This is a genomic window from Segatella hominis (assembly GCF_019249725.2).
In the GTDB taxonomy this organism is placed as follows: domain Bacteria; phylum Bacteroidota; class Bacteroidia; order Bacteroidales; family Bacteroidaceae; genus Prevotella.
Genome location: NZ_CP137559.1, coordinates 2,155,792 through 2,176,356, shown reverse-complemented (window position 1 = coordinate 2,176,356; position 20,565 = coordinate 2,155,792). Strand labels below are relative to the sequence as shown.

The 20,565-nt window shown below is 43.7% G+C and carries 10 protein-coding genes and 1 pseudogene; all 11 read left to right on the top strand.

The window, feature by feature from the left end:
- Window positions 1–23: 23 nt before the first annotated feature.
- The 11 genes and pseudogenes from KUA50_RS08995 (at window position 24) to KUA50_RS08945 (ending at window position 20,029) form a co-directional block, all read left to right on the top strand.
- Window positions 24–1,316 (top strand): serine dehydratase subunit alpha family protein, encoded by a 1,293-nt coding sequence (locus KUA50_RS08995; RefSeq protein WP_118117931.1) that lies wholly within the window; start codon window positions 24–26, stop codon window positions 1,314–1,316.
- A gap of 273 nt (window positions 1,317–1,589) precedes the next feature.
- Window positions 1,590–1,946 carry a P-II family nitrogen regulator gene (locus tag KUA50_RS08990; RefSeq protein WP_006848366.1) on the top strand — a complete coding sequence of 119 codons (357 nt, stop codon included), beginning with the start codon at window positions 1,590–1,592 and terminating at the stop codon, window positions 1,944–1,946.
- Between the two features lie 126 nt (window positions 1,947–2,072).
- Window positions 2,073–3,335 carry an ammonium transporter gene (locus KUA50_RS08985; protein WP_218457626.1) on the top strand — a complete coding sequence of 421 codons (1,263 nt, stop codon included), beginning with the start codon at window positions 2,073–2,075 and terminating at the stop codon, window positions 3,333–3,335.
- Between the two features lie 304 nt (window positions 3,336–3,639).
- The gene (locus tag KUA50_RS08980; RefSeq protein ID WP_218457625.1) at window positions 3,640–4,371 is read left to right on the top strand and encodes a hypothetical protein; all 732 of its coding nucleotides are present in this window, start codon (window positions 3,640–3,642) and stop codon (window positions 4,369–4,371) included.
- Window positions 4,372–4,688: 317 nt separating this feature from the next.
- Window positions 4,689–6,128, top strand: a complete 1,440-nt coding sequence (locus KUA50_RS08975; protein WP_413777421.1) for a transposase — start codon at window positions 4,689–4,691, stop codon at window positions 6,126–6,128.
- Window positions 6,129–6,559: 431 nt separating this feature from the next.
- On the top strand, window positions 6,560–8,374 hold the full coding sequence (gene asnB, locus KUA50_RS08970) for an asparagine synthase B (protein WP_218458214.1): 1,815 nt from the start codon (window positions 6,560–6,562) through the stop codon (window positions 8,372–8,374).
- A 142-nt stretch (window positions 8,375–8,516) separates the two neighbouring features.
- Window positions 8,517–13,040 (top strand): glutamate synthase large subunit, encoded by a 4,524-nt coding sequence (gene gltB, locus KUA50_RS08965; protein ID WP_134844148.1) that lies wholly within the window; start codon window positions 8,517–8,519, stop codon window positions 13,038–13,040.
- 194 nt (window positions 13,041–13,234) lie between these two features.
- Window positions 13,235–14,578: a glutamate synthase subunit beta gene (locus KUA50_RS08960; protein WP_218458213.1), complete on the top strand. Its 1,344-nt coding sequence runs from the start codon at window positions 13,235–13,237 to the stop codon at window positions 14,576–14,578.
- Between the two features lie 207 nt (window positions 14,579–14,785).
- Window positions 14,786–15,061 (top strand): annotated as a pseudogene (locus tag KUA50_RS08955) (group II intron maturase-specific domain-containing protein); the annotation flags it as partial.
- 1,504 nt (window positions 15,062–16,565) lie between these two features.
- On the top strand, window positions 16,566–19,565 hold the full coding sequence (locus tag KUA50_RS08950; protein WP_318346018.1) for a hypothetical protein: 3,000 nt from the start codon (window positions 16,566–16,568) through the stop codon (window positions 19,563–19,565).
- Window positions 19,566–19,771: 206 nt separating this feature from the next.
- On the top strand, window positions 19,772–20,029 hold the full coding sequence (locus KUA50_RS08945; RefSeq protein WP_413777420.1) for a hypothetical protein: 258 nt from the start codon (window positions 19,772–19,774) through the stop codon (window positions 20,027–20,029).
- Window positions 20,030–20,565 lie beyond the last annotated feature (536 nt).

Sequence of the window (20,565 nt, the reverse complement as noted above, 5' to 3'; positions counted from 1 at the left end):
AAGTTCTTGATTCATATATAAAAATGCAAGAGAAGAAAATCAGAGAGCGCATTATTTCGCTCGTCAATAAGGAGGTAGTTCCTGCCATCGGTTGTACAGAACCGATGGCTGTAGCATTGTGTACGGCAAAGGCCGCAACGACTTTAGGCAGACGTCCGGATCGCATCGAAGTATTCTTGAGTCCCAACATGCTCAAGAATGCGATGGGTGTAGGAATCCCAGGCACGGGAATGATTGGTCTGCCTATCGCAGTTTCGTTGGGTGCCCTTATCGGCAAACCGGAATATGAGTTGGAGGTGCTGAAAGATCTCACTCCTGCCACGCTCGAACAGGGTAAACGATACATCAATGATGCTGATATTGACATTAAACTCAAGCAGGGAAATGTCGATAAACTCTATATTGAGGTTGTTTGCCGTGCTGGCAGCGACATGGCTACGGCCATTATCTCCGGTAGTCATACCCACTTTGTGTATGTGGAGCGCAATGGTGAGGTGGTGATGGATAACCGTGGCGGTCATGGTGGTAGCGATGAAGAGGAGGATGATATCCAACTCAACTTCCGCCTGGTATATGATTTCGCCACTACGGCTCCGCTCGATGAAATCTCTTTCATCCTCAAGACCAAGGAGTATAATATGAAGGCTGCCGAGGAATCTATCAAGGGCAACTATGGTCATTGTTTGGGCAAGACGATGGACCGTCCTTTGAGTCATGGTATCTTCGGCGATAATATTTTCTCGCATATCCTCTCTCGTACCGCTTCAGCCTGCGATGCCCGTATGGGTGGAGCCATGATTCCTGTGATGAGTAATAGCGGTAGCGGCAACCAGGGTATCTGTGCTACTAACCCAGTGGTGGTTTATGCCATGGAGAATGAGAATACTGAGGAAGAACTGATCCGTGCCCTGATGCTTAGTCATCTTACTGCCATCTACATCAAGCAGAGCTTGGGCAAACTCTCTGCCCTCTGCGGTTGCGTGGTAGCCAGCACGGGCAGCAGTTGCGGTATTACCTATCTGATGGGTGGCGACTATACCCGCATCTGCAATTCTGTGAAGAACATGGTGGCCAACCTCACCGGTATGATCTGTGATGGAGCGAAACCAAGTTGTGCCTTGAAGATTTCCTCAGGAGTGAGTACTGCGCTCCTCTCAGCTCTCCTCTCTATGGAGGGCAAGTGCGTAACCTCTGCCGAGGGTATCGTAGATGATGATGTGGATAAGTGCATCCACAATCTGACATCCATTGGTGCTGATGCGATGAGAGCTACCGATGACATGGTGCTCGATATCATGACGCATAAGAGCTGCTAAACTTACAGAAAAGGGGGATGAAATAGCCTTAAAATCCCTCTGTTTTTCTAAATATACAAAAGAAGTATCAAATTGTAAGCGTATTTATTGTTTTTGCTTACAATTTGGTGCTTCTTTCTTTTTATGATTTATCTTTTTGTAAGCTAATAAAACTTTTAATAACAAAATGTCATTAAAAATACTCCGTATGTTAGCAAATTGTTGTACTTTTGCACTCGAAAGATAACAAAGTGTAAATAACAATAAGTGTAATAACATATAGGAGAAAGTAACATGAAAAAGATCGAAGCTATCATCCGTAAGACAAAGTTTGAGGATGTAAAGGAAGCATTGCTTGCCGCCGACATCGAGTGGTTTTCTTACTATGACGTAAGAGGCGAAGGCAAGATGAGACAGGCTCGTATTTATCGTGGTGTCATGTATGATACCAGTAGTATCGAGCGAGTACTTTTGAATGTAGTCGTTCGCGACAAGAACGTAGAAAAAACTATTAATGCCATCCAGGAGGCTGCCCGTACAGGCGAGATTGGTGATGGTCGTATCTTTGTAATCCCTGTAGAGGATACCGTTCGCATCCGTACAGGTGAAAGAGGCGACATCGCACTCTATAATGCAGAGCAGGAGAAATAAACTTTGTTGAATAGGAGGAGAGAGATTTTACAACAACCAATCTGAGTCATATAAATGATATTTGAAATCAGATAGCTGATATATTGAAAGATTGGGATAACAACAACACTTTAAAGTTAAAAGATTATGAGTGTACAGGATTTAGGTATTTCATTAGATACCGTGTGGATGCTTTTAGCAGCCATGTTGGTCTTTTTCATGCAGCCGGGATTTGCCCTCTGTGAGGCGGGTTTTACCCGCAGTAAAAACACTGCGAACATCTTGTTCAAGAACTTCGTCGATTTCATGGTCGGTTCTGTTCTCTTCTGGTTCGTCGGTTTCGGATTTATGTTTGGTAGCGATGGTGCTGGTTTTATCGGTATGCCTAACTGGGGCGATTTGTCTTTCTATACAAATGCCGCCGGTCTTCCTACTGAAGGTTTCCTGATGTTTGAAACTGTATTCTGCGCTACAAGTGCTACTATCGTTTCTGGTGCTATGGCAGAACGTACCAAGTTCTCTATGTACTGCATCTATTCATTCTTCATTTCATTGATTATCTATCCAGTAGAAGGTCACTGGACATGGGGTGGCGGCTGGCTTTGCAACGCCGATGCAGGTTCTTTCATGATGGATACCTTCGGTGCAGCCTTCCATGATTTTGCAGGTTCTGCTATCGTACATAGCGTAGGTGGTGTGCTCGCCTTGGTTGGTGCCATCTGTCTTGGCCCTCGTCTCGGTAAATATCGCAACGGCAAGAGTACTGCTATTCCAGGTCACAACCTGATGGCTGCTGCCCTCGGTGTATTCATCCTCTGGTTTGGTTGGTTCGGTTTCAACCCAGGTTCTCAGCTCGCTGCTTCTGGTGAGGTTAACCGTGTTGCCATCAGCCACGTATTCCTGACAACCAACCTTGCAGCTGTTTGCGGTGGTCTCGGTACTATGTTTACTTCTTGGATTAAGTATGGCAAGCCATCATTCTCATTGACATTGAATGGTATCTTGGCTGGTTTGGTAGCCATCACAGCAGGTTGCGACTTGGTTAGCCCATTGGGTTCTGCCATCATCGGTCTCTTGGCTGGTATCATTCTGGTATTCTCTATCGAGTTTATCGATACCAAACTTCATATTGATGACCCTGTAGGTGCAAGTTCAGTACATGGTGTATGTGGTATCTTCGGTACATTGATGACTGGTCTCTTCGCCCTCGACGGTGGTGCTTTCTATGGCGGTGGCTTCGGTTTCTTCGGTGCACAGTGCTTCGGTATCCTCTGTATTGATATTTGGGCAGCAGTCACAGGTGTAATCCTCTTCTGGAGTATCAAGAAGATTTGCGGTCTGCGTGTTGACAAGCGTATTGAGGAAGAAGGTCTCGATATCTACGAGCACGGAGAGAGTTGCTACAACTAATCTCCCGCAGATGAGATTTATCTGTTGCAGATAATTATATCGTCCCACAGATTTCACGGATTTCACAGATTTTATATCATGTTGACATATTTATAGTAGGCTGATATCCTTGGAAGGAGGATGTTTCTGACAGGTTTTGTAATTTGAAAATAAGAGAGTATTGGATTATCTGGGAAATCCAGTAAATCTGTGAAAATCTGAAAACAGCGAAAATTTTGAAAACAGTGAGATCTGTGGGATATTTTTTGTACCTTTGCATGTGCAAAACGGAATAGAGTTGTATTAACATTAAAATTGTGAGATTATGAAAAAGATTTTAGATATGAAAAAGATGAGTGTATTGGCACTCGGTTTGATTGCTTTTGCTCCTGCTGCTTCTGCTCAGGATGAGGTGGAAACTACCATTGCTGCAGATGTTGTTAGTCAGTATATTTGGCGTGGTCAGGATCTCGGCAACGTATCACTCCAGCCTACTCTTGGTATCGGTTATAAGGGTTTCTCTTTGACTGGTTGGGGTAGTGTAGGTCTTTCCAAATGGGATGACACCAAGGAGTTCGATTTGACTGCTGCCTATTCCACTGGAGGTTTTACCATTGGTATTACTGATTATTGGTTCAATTCTGGTGACGGTCGCTATTTCGAGTATGATTCTCACAAGACTTCTCATGTTTTTGAGGCGAATGTAGGTTATGACTTTGGTCCTGTAGCCTTGAACTGGTACACCAACTTTGCTGGTGCAGATGGTCTCAACAAGAGTGGTGATCGTGCATATTCATCTTATGTAGAGGCTTCAGCTCCATTCAAATTGGGCGGATGCGACTGGACTGCTACCATCGGTGCCGTTCCTTATGCCACCTCTTTCTATTATGGTCATGAGGAAGGTGTGAAGGGTTTCGCAGTAACCAATGTTGCTGTCAAGGCTACCAAGGATATCAAGATTACTGATACCTTCAGTGTGCCAGTCTTTGCACAGATTGCAGCCAACCCAAGTAGTGAGAAGGCATATTTGGTTGTAGGTTTCACCTTGCAGCCATAAAGCAGGTTTACTGAACTTTCGCATATCAGGAAGTTAAAGGAGTTAAGGAGTTAAGACGTATGTCTTGCAGCTTAATAACTATGCCAAAAAGACTATTGTCTTAACTCCTTTAACTCCTTTAACTTCTGAAATAATTAAAATAATCTCGATGATTCTGTAATAAGAGTTTAAGTTTTTATTACTAAAGTTTCGCAAGTGAAAATTCACAAGCGTGATTTAACGTAATTTTGGAATAAAAAAGGCTCTGAAGTTTGTATAACTCACAGAAAATGAGTATCTTTATAATCGCTAAACAATAAAGATAAAACTTCAAAGCCGTGAGCAAATATACAAAAATTATTTCAGATCTGCGAAGCTTTTTCGCAAAAAATGACGATAATCGTGCAATTAAGTGCATTATGGGTGTGATGGAACATATAAATATACGCTCCAGCCAGATTGGAGTAGAGAAGAAAGAGAACTGCAAGTTCACCACTTTGCAGGTACTCAACCTCCTCATGCTCTTCCCGTTCTTCGTAGTCAAGAATGCGAGTCGATACTCCAACTCGTCCTTGAGTAAATTGTTCAATTGTGATAAAGACATGTTCTATCGTTTTATGAATGATGGCAACGTCAAGTGGCGCAAGTTACTATATGCAATGAATCTTCAGCTGATAAAGAAGATATCAAGCAGCACAACTGTTCATCATGACAAGCCGGTTTGTTTGATTATTGATGATACTGATGCACCTAAGACTGGTATGACGACCGAACTCATAGGAAGAATCTGGTCTCATGTTCATCAAAAGAGCATCCTTGGTTATAAGTGTCTGACCATGATGTTGTCCGATGGCGTTAGCCAGCTCTTTCTCGATTTTTCTCTTCATGGTGAGGAGGGAAAGGACAAGCAAAAGGTTCAGGGACTTACTGCTAAGCAACGCAAAGCTCGCTATACCGAGGACCACGAAGGGCAAGCGGTAAAAGATCGTGTGGATGAATATCTGATGAAGAAGACAGACAAGGCCATAGATATGGTCAAGTATGCCATCAAGCGAGGTGTTCGCTTTGATTACTTGCTCGTAGATAGCTGGTTTACAAACACTAAGCTTGTGCGTTTCATTTCCAGCAGACATATCAAGTGTCACCTGTTGGGCATGATTAAACTGGGCAAAACCAACTATGCAACGAAGCATGGCAAGATGAATGCCAAGCAAATCATCAAGCACCTGCAAAAGGAGAAGGCATGCAAACACAACAAAATACTTCGCTGTACCTATTGTACAATGGACGTTAAGTTGGATGGTGTGCCAGTCCGTTTGTTCTTTTGCAAACGAGGACGCAAGGGAAACTGGAATGGGTTGTTGACCACAGACCTTTCTCTTAGCTTCCTTGAAGCGTATCGTATTTATGCCAGACGATGGGCTACCGAAGTTGCATACAAGGATTGCAAGACCTTGCTGAACTTTGGTAAATGCCAGTCTGTACATTTTGCCGCTCAAATTGCTAGCTTCACTTTGACAATGATGCAGTATAACATCTTGTGTACAGTGAAGAGATTTGAAGCGTATGAAACCATCGGTGGTCTCTTTACAGAGGTTACCAATGACACTCTCGAGTTGTCCGTAACGGACAAGATATGGGCTATCATTTTGGACTTCGTTCTGGAAGCAGCAGAGCGTTACTCTATAGATGCTACAGAGTTGCTGGCAGATTTCATCGAAAGTAATCCTGTTGCCCATACGCTACGTAATATGTATATTTATAAACAAGCAAGTTGATATTTATTCACTTGCGAAACTTCAGTTTATTATCTAAAGCCGATGGTCTTTTCAGACTGTCGGTTTTTTTTGTGTCTTCCCATTCATTTCTCATTTCTAATTTCTAATTTTTCATTATTCATTGTTCATTTCTCATTATTCATTTCTCATTTCATCCTCTTTTCTTTCTTCTTTTTTCTTCATTCTTGCAATTTGTAATGTAAAAACAATAAAAACCTATCAGATTGAAAGTATATTAAGTGAAAAGTATTATAGTTTGTAATATATAGATTAATATTAGTACAAAATGAAACCATTTCTTTTCTTATTCTATCAAAAAGTAGTAATTTTGCACCCAAAATATAGCAAAATGATATTTTAAGCTAAAAGGATAGCATGAAATAAGCTATGATATTGTGTTATAAATAACCGTAAAAGAAAGGAAAGATATTATGTGTGGATTCGTATCTATCTTCAATATTCAGGAACAAACTCCTGAATTGAGACAGCAGGCACTCCGTATGAGTCAGAAGATTCGTCATCGTGGACCAGACTGGAGCGGCATTTACTGTGGTGGCTCAGCCATCTTGGCACATGAACGACTCAGCATCGTAGATCCAGAGTCTGGTCGCCAACCTTTGTTCTCACCTGACAAGAAACAGGTGCTTGCAGTGAACGGCGAAATCTACAATCATCAGAATATCCGTGCTCGATTTGCTGGCAAATACCAGTATCAGACTGGTTCCGACTGTGAGGTGGTGCTTTCACTCTATCGTGAAATGAGACAGGATAGCGACTTCGCTAACTTGATTTACACCGATGAGGATGCCATCCATGCTCGCATCTGCAAGATGATAGAACAACTCAATGGTATCTTTGCTTTCGCACTCTACGATGCAGAAAGAGATGAATTCCTCATCGCCCGCGACCCTATCGGTGTGATTCCACTCTACATCGGATTTGATACAGACGGTAAGGTGCTTGTTGCCTCTGAACTCAAGGCTCTCGAAGGACAGTGTGATCACTACGAGCCATTCCTCCCTGGACATTATTATTATAGTAAGACTCCGGGCATGAAGCGTTATTATACACGCGACTGGTTTGAATACAGTACCATGCTCAAGGAATATCATATAGATGAAAGCAAGTCTGCCGAAGAACAGATGGCTGAGGCTGAGATGGAGGATAGAAAACAGGCTGAGGCTACAGGCGGAAAAACTGCGGTGCAGGAAATTCATGATGCACTCGAAGCTTCTGTCAAGCGCCAGTTGATGAGCGATGTTCCTTACGGTGTACTCCTCAGTGGTGGTCTCGATTCATCTGTCATCTCTGCCATCGCACAGAAATACAGTACTTATCGTATTGAGAATGGTGAACAGACCAAGGCTTACTGGCCACGCCTGCACTCCTTTGCTGTAGGACTGAAAGGTGCACCAGACCTTGCTAAGGCTCGCCTCGTAGCAGAGCACATCGGTACCGTGCATCATGAAATCAACTATACCATACAGGAAGGTCTGGATGCCATCCGTGATGTCATCTATTTCATCGAGACCTACGATGTGACAACCGTTCGTGCATCTACCCCGATGTATCTGTTGGCAAGAGTCATCCGCAGTATGGGTATCAAGATGGTACTCTCCGGTGAGGGAGCAGATGAGGTATTCGGAGGATATCTCTATTTCCACAAAGCACCGAATGCCAAGGCTTTCCATGAGGAAACGGTCAGAAAACTTGGCAAACTCTATCTCTACGACTGTCTGAGAGCCAACAAGAGTCTGGCTGCCTGGGGTATCGAGGGTCGTGTACCTTTCCTCGACAAGGAATTCCTGGATGTGGCTATGGGCATGGACCCAGCCTTGAAGATGTGTCCGGGCAAGACCATAGAGAAGAAAGTAGTTCGTGAAGCCTTTGCTGATTTGCTGCCAGAGGAAGTAGCATGGCGACAGAAAGAGCAGTTCTCTGATGGAGTAGGTTACTCCTGGATAGATACGCTGAAGCAGATTACCGCTTCTGCCGTGAGTGATGAGCAGATGGCACATGCCGCCGAGCGATTCCCTATCAATCCTCCACAGAACAAGGAGGAGTACTATTACCGTTCTATCTTCGCTGAGCATTTCCCAAGCGACAGTGCAGCCAAGAGTGTGCCAAGCGTACCAAGCGTAGCCTGCTCTACAGCCGAAGCCCTTGCCTGGGATGCTTCTTTCAAAAACCAGAACGACCCAAGCGGACGAGCTGTTGCCGGAGTTCACGAGAAAGCGTATAAATAAAATAATGAGAAATGAGAAATTAGAAATTAGAAATGAAAGGGAGAGTAATTTAGAAATGAAAGTAATGACCATTTCTAATTTCTCATTTGTCATTTGTCATTTGTCATTAAAATATAAATAACCGATATAAAACGAACAAGAAATGGAAAAAGGATTGTACAGTTCAGCCTATGAGCACGATGCGTGTGGCGTAGGTATGGTGGTTAACATCCACGGAAACAAGAGCCATGAGCTGGTCGATAACGCCTTGAAAGTTCTCGAAAATATGCGCCACCGTGGTGCTGAGGGAGCTGACAACAAGACGGGTGATGGCGCTGGTATCATGCTCCAGATTCCACATGAGTTTATTCTTCTTCAGGGTATCCCAGTACCAGAAAAAGGTAAATATGGTACGGGTCTTATCTTCTTGCCTAAAGACGAGAAGAAACAGCAGGAAATCCTCTCTATCATGATTGAGGAGATCGAGCGCGAGGGATTGCAGTTGATGCACCTCCGCAATGTTCCTACCAACCCTGAGTGTCTCGGTGAAGCTGCTTTGAGCAATGAACCTGCCATCAAGCAGATTTTTATCACCGGTGTTACTGACGACAAGGTGCCTGTTTTCGAGCGCACTCTCTATCTCATCCGCAAACGCATTGAGAAACGTGTCAGTGATCCTGATTTCTATATCTGTTCGTTGTCTAATTCGAACATCGTCTATAAGGGTATGTTGAGCAGCCTCCAGTTGCGCCAATACTATCCTGACTTGACCAATAATTATTTCACAAGCGGTTTGGCATTGGTTCACTCCCGCTTCTCTACCAACACCTTCCCTACATGGAGTCTGGCGCAGCCATTCCGTCTCCTTGCCCATAATGGTGAGATCAACACCATCCGTGGCAACCGTGCCTGGATGAAGGCTCGTGAGAGTGTGTTGAGCAGTGAGGCTCTGGGCGATATCCGTGAGATTTCTCCTATCGTCCAGCCTAACATGAGTGACTCTGCAAGCCTCGATAATGTTTTCGAGTTCTTCGTGATGAGCGGTCTGTCATTGCCTCACGCTATGGCAGTGATGGTGCCAGAAAGCTTCAACGACAAGAACCCTATTTCTGAGGATCTGAAGGCTTTCTATGAGTATCACTCTATCCTGATGGAACCATGGGATGGTCCTGCTGCCTTGCTCTTCAGCGATGGCCGCTACGCCGGCGGTATGCTCGATAGAAATGGTTTGCGCCCAGCACGCTATACCATCACCAAGAATGATATGATGGTTGTGGCTTCTGAGGTAGGTGTCATGGATTTCGATCCTACTGAGATTGCCGAGAAGGGTCGCTTGCAGCCTGGTAAGATTCTCCTCATCGATACACAGGAAGGTAAGATCTACTACGATGGTGAAATCAAGGAGCGTCTGGCTGCCCAGCATCCATATCGCCAGTGGTTGAACACCAACCGTATTGAACTGGAGAAACTTCGCAGTGGTCGTAAGGTGGAAAATGGTGTGGATAACCTCACTCGCAAGGAATTGGAATTCGGTTTTGGCGAGGAAGATATCGACGGTACTATCATCCCAATGGCTACCAAGGGTCAGGAACCTACAGCTTCTATGGGTAATGATACTCCGCTTGCTGTGCTTTCCGACCAGCCACAGATTTTCTTCAACTACTTCCGTCAGCAGTTTGCACAGGTTACCAACCCTGCCATCGACTCCATCCGTGAGAACCTCGTGATGAGTCTTACCGAGTATATCGGTAGAGTAGGTTCCGGCATTCTGAACCCAGACGAAAGCAACTGCAAGATGGTTCGCTTGCCACATCCTATCCTGACCAATACCCAGCTGGATATCCTTCAGAATATCCGCTACAAGGGCTTCAATACCGTCAAGCTCCACATGCTCTTCGAAACCGCCAAGGGCGAAGAAGGACTGCATGAGGCTCTGGATGAACTCTGCAAGGAGGCTGCCAAGAGCGTGGATGATGGCTACAACTACATCATCTTGAGCGACCGTGGCGTGGATGAAACCCATGCTGCCATCCCATCTCTGCTCGCAGTAAGCGCCGTTCATCATTATCTGATTGATGCCGGCAAGCGTGTGCAGACTGCCCTCATCGTTGAGAGCGGTGAAATTCGTGAGGTAATGCATGCAGCCCTCTTGTTGGGTTACGGCGCATCAGCCCTCTGTCCATACTTGACATACGCCATCCTCGACGACCTCGTAAAGAAGGGAAAGATTCAGGAGGATTACCATACAGCCGAACAGAACTATATCAAGGCTGTGAAGAAGGGCTTGTTCAAGATTATGGCTAAGATGGGTATCTCTACCATCCGCAGTTACCGTGGTGCCAAGATCTTCGAGAGCATCGGTTTGAGCGAGAGCCTCCTGAAGAGCTACTTCGGAACAGAGGTGAGCACCATTGGCGGTATCGGACTTGAGACCATCGCCCGTGATGCCATCCGCCTGCACGACAAGGCATTCGAGACCAAGAAGCTCGACTTCCTGCCAAGCATGGGACAGTTCCACTACCGCAAGGACGGTATCAAGCACGCATGGAACCCAGAGACTATCGCTACTTTGCAGCTCGCAACACGCAAGGGCGATTACGATCTCTTCAAGAAATATACACATCTCGTTGACGATAAGCAGGAGCCTATCTTCATCCGCGACTTCTTCAGTTTCCGCAAGAACCCTATCTCTATCGACAAGGTGGAGCCAGTAGAGGAAATCGTCAAGCACTTCGTTACAGGTGCGATGAGTTTCGGTGCTCTCTCCAAGGAGGCCCACGAGGCAATGGCACTCGCCATGAACGCCCTCGGTGCTCGAAGCAATACCGGTGAAGGTGGTGAGGATAACGAGCGATTCCACTCTACACAGGATGGTATCAGCCTCTCCAGCAAGACCAAGCAGGTGGCTTCCGGTCGATTCGGTGTGACAACAGAATATTTGGTAAATGCAGAGGAAATCCAAATCAAGGTGGCACAGGGTGCTAAACCGGGTGAGGGTGGTCAGTTGCCTGGCTTCAAGGTCAACGAGGTCATCGCCAAGACCCGTCACTCAATCCCTGGCATCAGCTTGATTTCTCCTCCACCTCATCACGATATCTACAGTATCGAGGATTTGGCTCAGCTCATCTTCGACCTCAAGAATGTGAACCCTAAGGCTGCTATCTCTGTCAAATTGGTGGCTGAGAGCGGTGTGGGTACCATCGCTGCCGGTGTAGCTAAGGCAAAGGCCGACCTCATCGTCATCTCTGGTGCTGAGGGTGGTACAGGTGCCAGCCCTGCATCCAGTATGCGTTTTGCAGGTATCTCTCCTGAAATCGGACTTTCTGAGACTCAGCAGACTTTGGTGAAGAACGGTCTTCGTGGACAGGTTCGTCTCCAGGTGGATGGTCAGTTGAAGAGCGGTCGTGACATCATCCTGATGGCTTTGCTCGGTGCAGAGGAATTCAGTTTCGGTACTGCAGCCCTCATCGTCTTGGGTTGTGTGATGATGCGTAAGTGTAACTTGAATACCTGTCCTATGGGTGTTGCCACACAGGATCCTAAGCTCCGTGCTCACTTCCGTGGCAGTTACAAATATCTCATCAATTACTTCCGCTTCCTCGCCGAGGAGGTTCGTGAGTACTTGGCAGAGATGGGTTACACCTCTTTGAATGATATCATCGGTCATACAGAACTCATCGTTCGCAAGTCTGATGAGGAGATTGTTCCTGCCACAGGTCCTGATGCCGTAGAGCCAGAGGTGGCTAAGAGCATCAAGGAGAAGGCAGACTTGCTCGACTTCACACGTCTCTTGCATCGTGAGACAGGACATTGCTCACTCTATCATACTACCGAGCAGATTCATGATCTTGACAATGTGCTCGACCAGCAACTGATTCGTGGTGCCCAGCGTGCCATCGAAAATCAGGAGGAGGTGAACCTCGACTTCGCCATCAAGAATACCGACCGTGCTGCCGGTGTGATGCTCAGTGGTATGATTGCTGAGAAATATGGTGAGGCAGGTCTTCCAGATAAGACAGTGAATGTGAAGTTCAAGGGTTCTGCAGGTCAGAGCTTCGGAGCATTCTTGGTAAAGGGTGTCGATTTCAAGTTGGAAGGCGAGACCAATGACTATTTTGCAAAGGGACTTTCAGGAGGTCGTATTTCCATCCTTCCTCCTATCCGCAGTAATTTCTCTGCCGAGGATAACATCATCGCAGGTAACACCGGCCTCTATGGTGCCACAAGTGGTGAACTGTATATCAACGGTAAGGTGGGTGAGCGCTTCGGAGTACGTAACTCAGGTGCTGTAGCTGTCATCGAGGGTGCTGGCGACCACTGCTGTGAATATATGACAGGTGGTAGAGTCGTAGTACTTGGCGAGACTGGTCGCAACTTTGCCGCAGGTATGAGTGGTGGTGTAGCCTATGTATGGGATAAGAACCACAACTTCGATTACTTCTGTAATATGGATATGGTGGAAATCAACCTCGTGGAGGATAGCACCTATCGCAAGGAGTTGCACGAGCTCATCCGTCAGCATTATCTCTATACAGGTAGTAAACTCGCCCGTACCATGCTTGATGACTGGAACCACTACGTAGAGGATTTCATCCAGGTAGTGCCAATCGAATACAAGCGAGTTCTCCAGGAGGAGCAGGTAAAGAAGTTGCAGCAGAAGATTGCGGATATGCAGCGAGACTATTAATAAAGGTAAAAAGGTAAAAGGGTAAAAAGGTAAAAAGAGCCTTATCCCCTTTCCTTTTCCTTGAGTCCGGTAAAATGCGTGTAACAAATAAATTAATAATAAAGGTAATATAAGGTTTAAGTAAATAGCAACAAGCAGCAAGCAAGAATGTTCTTTTTACCTTTTTACCTTTTTACCCTTTTACTTTTAAAACGATGGGAAATCCAAAAGCATTTTTGACTATACCTCGCAAAGAAGCAGGTTATAGACCAATTCACGATAGAATCCTCGATTTCAGCGAGGTAGAACAGACATTGAACAGCAACGACCGCCGTCAGCAGGCTTCCCGTTGCATGGATTGTGGTGTGCCTTTCTGTCACTGGGCTTGTCCATTGGGCAACAAGGCACCGGAGTGGAACGATGCGCTCTACAAGGGCGACTGGGAGTTGGCTTACCGACTCCTCAATTCCACCAACGACTTCCCAGAGTTCACAGGACGCATCTGTCCTGCACTCTGTGAGAAGGCTTGTATCTTGAATCTCATGGATCATGAACCAACCACCAACCGTGAGGATGAGTGCGCCATTGTGGAGCACGCTTTCTCTGAGGATTATGTGCATGTTGAGATTCCAGAGCGTAATGGCAAGACCGTGGCAGTCATCGGTGCCGGTCCTGCAGGATTGGTAGCTGCCAATCAGTTGAACCACAAGGGATATAAGGTAACAGTCTTTGAGGCACGTGAGAATGCCGGTGGCTTGTTGCGCTATGGTATTCCAAACTTCAAGCTCAACAAGAGTATCATCGACCGCCGCCTCCGTCTTCTCGAAGAGGAAGGCATCGAGTTCAAATACAATCAGAAGATAGATGTCACCAAGTTGCCAGAGGGCTTTGATGCCTACGTGGTATCTACGGGTACTCCTACAGCCCGCGACCTGAAGATTCCAGGACGAGAATTGAAGGGTGTATATTTCGCCCTCGAACTCCTCTCTCAGCAGAACCGAGTCCTTGCAGGCATGGAGTTCTCTAAGGATGAACTGGTCAACTGCAAGGGCAAGGATGTATTGGTTATCGGTGGTGGTGATACAGGTTCCGACTGTATCGGTACGGCTCATCGTCAGGGTTGCAAGAGTGTAACTCAGATTGAGATCATGCCTAAGCCAGTAGAGGGTCCTGAGGATCCTAAGAATCCTTGGCCAAACTGGCCTCGCACACTGAAGACTACATCCAGTCATGAGGAAGGATGTACACGTCGCTGGAACATCAATTCATTGGAGTTCCTCGGAAAGAATGGTAAGTTGACGGGTGTGAAGGTTCAGCCTATCGATTGGAAGCCAAACCCAGAGGGTGGTCGCCCATTGATGGTAGAAGCTGGAGAGCCAGAAATCATCAAGGCAGAGGCAGTATTCTTGGCCATGGGCTTCCTGAAGCCACAGCAGCCTGAGTTTGCAGAGAATGTCTTCGTGGCAGGTGATGCAGCAAATGGAGCTTCTCTGGTAGTAAGAGCTATGGCAAGCGGAAGAAAGATTGCAGCTCAGGTAGATAAGTTCCTGACTCGATAATTCCCGGATATATTATCGGTTATTTTTTAACTATAAGTAAGTGGTGGGAGGCCAGACCTTGAGATGAGGTTTGCCTCCCTTTTTTAGTATGCTCGGCATGAGCCTATTTTAATGGGTATAAGTCCCCCTATCAAGCCCTAATAGCGGGAATTGTATAGCCAATAGCAAGGGTGACCACTGCGAGGTGGAATCTGAAAGAAGCCAGCGGCAAACATGAAACGTTTCCTCATGAAAACGGACGAGTGGCTAAGGCGACGGCTACGTATGTGTATATGGAAGTCGTGGAAGAGGGTGAAAACGAGAGTTGCCAACTTGGTAAAGTGCGGTATTGACAAATACCAAGCTTACATGTGGGGCAATAGTCGTTTGGGTTATTGGCGCATAGCTGGCAGTTATATACTAAACCGTGCTATAACCAACAAAAAGTTGAGCATGGCAGGCTATGTTACATTGATGGGTTCATACATCGAATGGCACCCAAAACAGGAACCGCCGTATGCGGAACCGCACGTACGGTGGTGTGAGAGGTCGGAAAACGAAAGTAGGAGAAAACCCACTTCGTTTTCCTCCTACTCGATTCTGCCTCAATGCAAAGCAACTTGATAAGGCTAATTATATGGGGATACGGCAGCAAAAGGAGTTGAAGTCCAAAGGATGTCTTTTATTGCAGGATTTATCTTGTTTTCTAGTGTATGATAATAAATAAAACTAACGTTCTGTGAAGAAAAAGTGGCAATATTGCCAAAAGATCTTCGTAAAGATAGAAAATGCAGATAAAAAACTTCTATTTACAGCAACTCATAGATGAAAACTAAATGGGTTGATAAAAATAATAACGGTTATTAGGCGTTTGGGCAAGTCGTATTTGCTTTTTACCCTCTTTCGGCAGTACTTGATAGTGACAGGTGTTGCGGATGATTGTTTATTCGGATAGCACAGGATGATATTGAAATGTAAAATTGCGTAATCCTCTTGTGTTTTACAAGAACATTAAGGTTGGGATGATGGATAGCGATTTGTATTATATTCATTTGGATGAAGTGCAGCTCGTTCCTCGTTTTGAAAAGGTTCTGAATAGTCTGTTGAAATTGATAATGCGGATGTCTATGTGATAGCGTTTTGTAGATAGAAATGGTAAATGGTAGCGCAAACAAATAGAGGTTGACTTTGTAATCAACGAAGGTAGCCTGTGATATTACATACTGTCTGCCTTGGCATTACCAGACGAGTAGAAACGTAAACAAAAAATAGCTTCTCTTCTAAAATTCACAGATTCATTCTTGAAGATTATTGTGGTGAAAGATGCCATCAAACCATGGAGAGAAGAGAATGGTATTATAACCATAGGTTTACTAGAATTTTTAATGGATGAAAAAGTTTGAAGCAATTGTAGAGATTTATGCTTATATGGTAGTTAACTTGTTTAACAGGTATATCGATGTATTTATGCGATGTATGTAAGGTGAAGTTTTAAAATCAAGCTATTACTATTTTGCTAAATTTTTGAGCAAAAGTTTGGTGTTGTCTATGATTTTGATTATCTTTGCCGACAGTGTTAGTCAATTTGATGTTTAACAATAAAATTATAGATTTAAGAAACAGACAGAAATAGCGACGGAATACTTAGTAAGAGTTGGGTGTCGGCTCTCAGAGCCTAGCCTTTGATAATTTATTATTAACCCAAAAGGTGTTTCGTTTTTGACTTGAAATAAGATATTTAAAATATTGAGCTTTTAGCTCTTGTTCTCCTCAACAGAATACCGCCAATATTCACACAACGAGGACAAGCAGCAGGGTAAGGTTCATGCCTCTTTAGGCGTGAGCCGTTCTGTGCTTGTGTTGTGTAAGGCCACTTGGCGGTAGCCGTGTTGAGACAAGCCACGAACGGTTCCGCCTTTTTTATTGACTTTATTTTATGAATAGTTTTACTAATTTATGTCGAAGTATGCTATTGGTATTGCTAATGGTGTGGCTTCCTAATGTCGTGATGGCAGCAGAAAAAAGTGATGACTTACAGGAGTTTATCAACAAGTCTGCCTCTACTTTGACACGTGCAAGTGATGTGATTGAGGTTGACCTCTCACAGTTTACAGCAACTACACGTACCAAGACTTTGGAGATTAGTACAGGTAAGACTTACCGCTTTATCAATGGTACATTGACTGCCGCGAGTACTTTTAAGGAACAGTTGTTATCTATTTCTAACAACTCTACTGTGTATTGGGCTACTGGTGCTATTATGCAACCAAGGACATTGACTGCTTATAATGAATTGACTAATAGGTTAGTTGGATTGAATGGTGCAATCTTTTATCTGACGGGCGGTACGATAAATTGTTATAAGACTTCTGATGGAAAACATTCTATTCAGCCTGAATTGATTGGAAGTAATTCTGATAATCCTTCAAATGTGATTTATATAAATTCAGGAAAAATTGGAGGGCATATTGATAGTTGGAGTTCTAACGATGATATACATATAAATGGTGGCAATCTTGTTTATGTCATAAGCCGAAGATATGGAAATAAAATAGCCTATAATGGTAAGGCTGAGGTTAATGAATTTGTAAATTACATAGATGGAGAAAAGAGAACTCATGTAATAGTTACTTCTGTATTAAATAAAAACTTGAAATTTCAAGATAGTCAGACTTCACTTAATACTGACAATATCCTTGCAGAAGGTACAGAAAAATATCAACTTACGTCAGCTGATATTGCAAAGATTCAGTATCGTGTATATTTAGGTAATAATAAATATGATAAGGATTATGAGATTTATCTAGAAAACAACCAGGCAAAATTTCGTAAAAAAGGAGAAGGAGTTATAAATACTGCTGATGATTTACAAGCTAGACTTAATGCAATTGCTGCAAAAGGTACGGCAACTGAGGCAAATCCAGAAACTGTAGAAATTGCTGCAGCTGGTATTACTATTGGTAAATACATCACTGTTCCAGAAAAATGTCATGCCCTCATAACAGGTGGTTCAATTGGATTTTCTAATACTTATGTATTTGGGCATGCAGTCTTTTTGTTAAGCAAGTCTTCAAGTTTGACATTTGAGAATATCTCTTTTAATTGCATTACGACTGGAACATGGCTTGCGGATGATTATTTCATATCTTTGGGTGGAAACTTGACGATTGGTAATAATGTCGTGTTTAAGAATCAGAACCCAAATAGTAATGTTGGCTTGATAAATATTCAAAATGGAGGTTCACTTACTTATAAGTCTGGTAATTTCTTCTCTGCAAAAACGGCAGTAACTGGAGCAGTAAATAGTGATTATTATGGTACAGTGAATATGTTAGGAGGAAATATCGAAAGTAATTCTTCTGCAATATTAGCTAAAGTAGTTGCTGTTAAAAATGGTGCAACAGTAGTTGGTTCAAATACCGTTGTTGGATGCCAATGGCTTTATACAGATGATAAATCTACGATAAAATGTACCGATGCTAAGGGTACTTGCGTTTCGTTAGGTTCACAAGATGCTTTCTCTACAGGTAACTTTGTGGGTGGTAAAAATCAGATAGAGGTTCGTGAAGCACTGATTATGTCTCGTTTTTCTCCTTTGACAGTTTATTTGTTGGCTGATGCTAAATTACGAACTTTTGTGGATAAGACAGCTACAACCAATACCCTGACAATTGATGGCGATTGGAGTAACTTTACTCTTGAAAAAGCATTTATGTCAAATGTAGCTCCATCTGAATATAAGTACTACCAGTTCATTAATATCCCAGATGACCGTGAGATTTACTATAACGAAAAGGCAAAGACTGTCTCTATTCGTAAGAAAGTATATGATGAAGATGATTTGCAAAACTGGATTAATGGTGGTGGAAATGACAATGAAAAAGGAACAGAAGAAGACCCTAAAAACATAGATTTACCTTCTGGTGGTTGTGTGATTAATGACCCTGTAAGTATGGGAAGTGGAAGCCCAGACGATGATTTGCAATGGTTTATTAATGGTGCCAAAGGTGATGGAACCAATAAAGACTTTGTTCTCAAAGGTTCAGGTAGTTTTACTATTAAGAAATATACAACCTTGACTTTGACAAATCTCAATTTGTCAAATACTGGGTCTGGTTATATTTATGTTGAGGGTACTCTCGTCATTGACGTCAATATTAACATTGTTCGCCTCATTCGCCTTGTCCGTGTTCTTCCTGGTGGTCGTGTAATCTGGAAAGGTGGTAATGGCTTGGGCACAGACATTACACAGGAGTTTTTCTATATTGAAGATGGTGGTGTCTTTGAATATAGTGAAGGTACAATTAGTGGTGGAGAATATGGTTTCCATAATGATGGAATATTGTATATCTATGGTGGAAACATCAGTGGTACCAATTATGGTGGTTATACTTACTCTTTTGGTACTACGACTATCTTCGGCGGTACAATCTCTGGTGGTTATTACAATGGTGGTAAGACCATTATCTCTAGTGGTACCTTCATCGGAGGTGGCTCTGGTATCGGTGGTTATGTATATTGGAATGGCAAGGGAGGCACGACAACCATCACTGGTGGTACATTCGGCACAAGTGGCAATGGAACTATCTATAATGGTGGCAACCTTTACCTTGGTGGCGATGGCTATACCTATGATTATATCTACAATGGTGCAAGCGGTAGAATCTATATCATTGGCAAGTTGAATATCATCATTCGCATTCATATCAATATTACGGACATCGTTCTTGATACTCCAATTATCTTGGGTGGAAGTGATTATGTTTTGACAGCTGATGACATCAAGAAGATTCAGATAATCTTGCCTGATGGTTATACTTGGCGATATGATGCTAGCCGTGGAGGCATCATCATCACTTCTACAACAGGCATCAAGGATGTGACAGTTGATGCAGACAATGAAGCACAGTACTTTGATGCAAGTGGTCGAAAGATAGAAAAATTACAAAAGGGCTTGAATATCGTGAAAACAAGCGATGGTAAGACCAAGAAGGTTATGATCAAATAATGTAGTTTAATAATTTTGATATAAATTAAAAGGAGAGTGGGTCATAAGTCCATGACACGCCCTCCTTTTTTAGTATGCTCGGCATGAGCTAATGGGTGCAAGTCCCTAACAAGCCCTAATAGCGGGAATTGTATAGCCAATAGCAAGGGTGTCCACTGCGAGGTGGAATCTGAAAGAAGCAGGCGGCAAACATGAAACGTTTCCTCATGAAAACGGACGAGTGGCAAAGGCGACGGCTACGTATGTGTATATGGAAGTCGTGGAAGAGGGTGAAAACGAGAGTTGCCAACTTGGTAAAGTGCGGTATTGACAAATACCAAGCTTACATGTGGGGCAATAGTCGTTTGGGTTATTGGCGCATAGCTGGCTGTTACATACTATGTCGTGCGATTACCAACGAAAAGTTGATCATGGCAGGCTATGCTACATTGATGGGTTCATACATCGAATGGCACCCAAAATAGGAACCGCCGTATGCGGAACCGCACGTACGGTGGTGTGGGAGGTCGGAAAACGAAAGTAGGAGAAACCCCCACTTCGTTTCCTCCTACTCGATTCTGCCTTAATGCAAAGCAACTTGATATAAGGCTATTTATATGGGGATACGGCAGCAAAAGGAGTTGAAGTCCAAAGGATGTCTTTTATTGCAGGATTTATCTTGTTTTCTTGTGTATGATAATAAATAAAACTAACGTTCTGTGAAGAAAAAGTGGCTATATTGCCAAAAGATCTTCGTAAAGATAGAAAATGCAGATAAAAAACTTCTATTTATAGCAACTCATAGATGAAAACTAAATGGGTTGATAAAAATAATAACGGTTATTAGGCGTTTGGGCAAGTCGTATTTGCTTTTTACCCTCTTTCGGCAGTACTTGATAGTGACAGGTGTTGCGGATGATTGTTTATTCGGATAGCACTGGATGATATTGAAATGTAAAATTGCGTAATCCTCTTGTGTTTTACAAGAACATTAAGGTTGGGATGATGGATAGCGATTTGT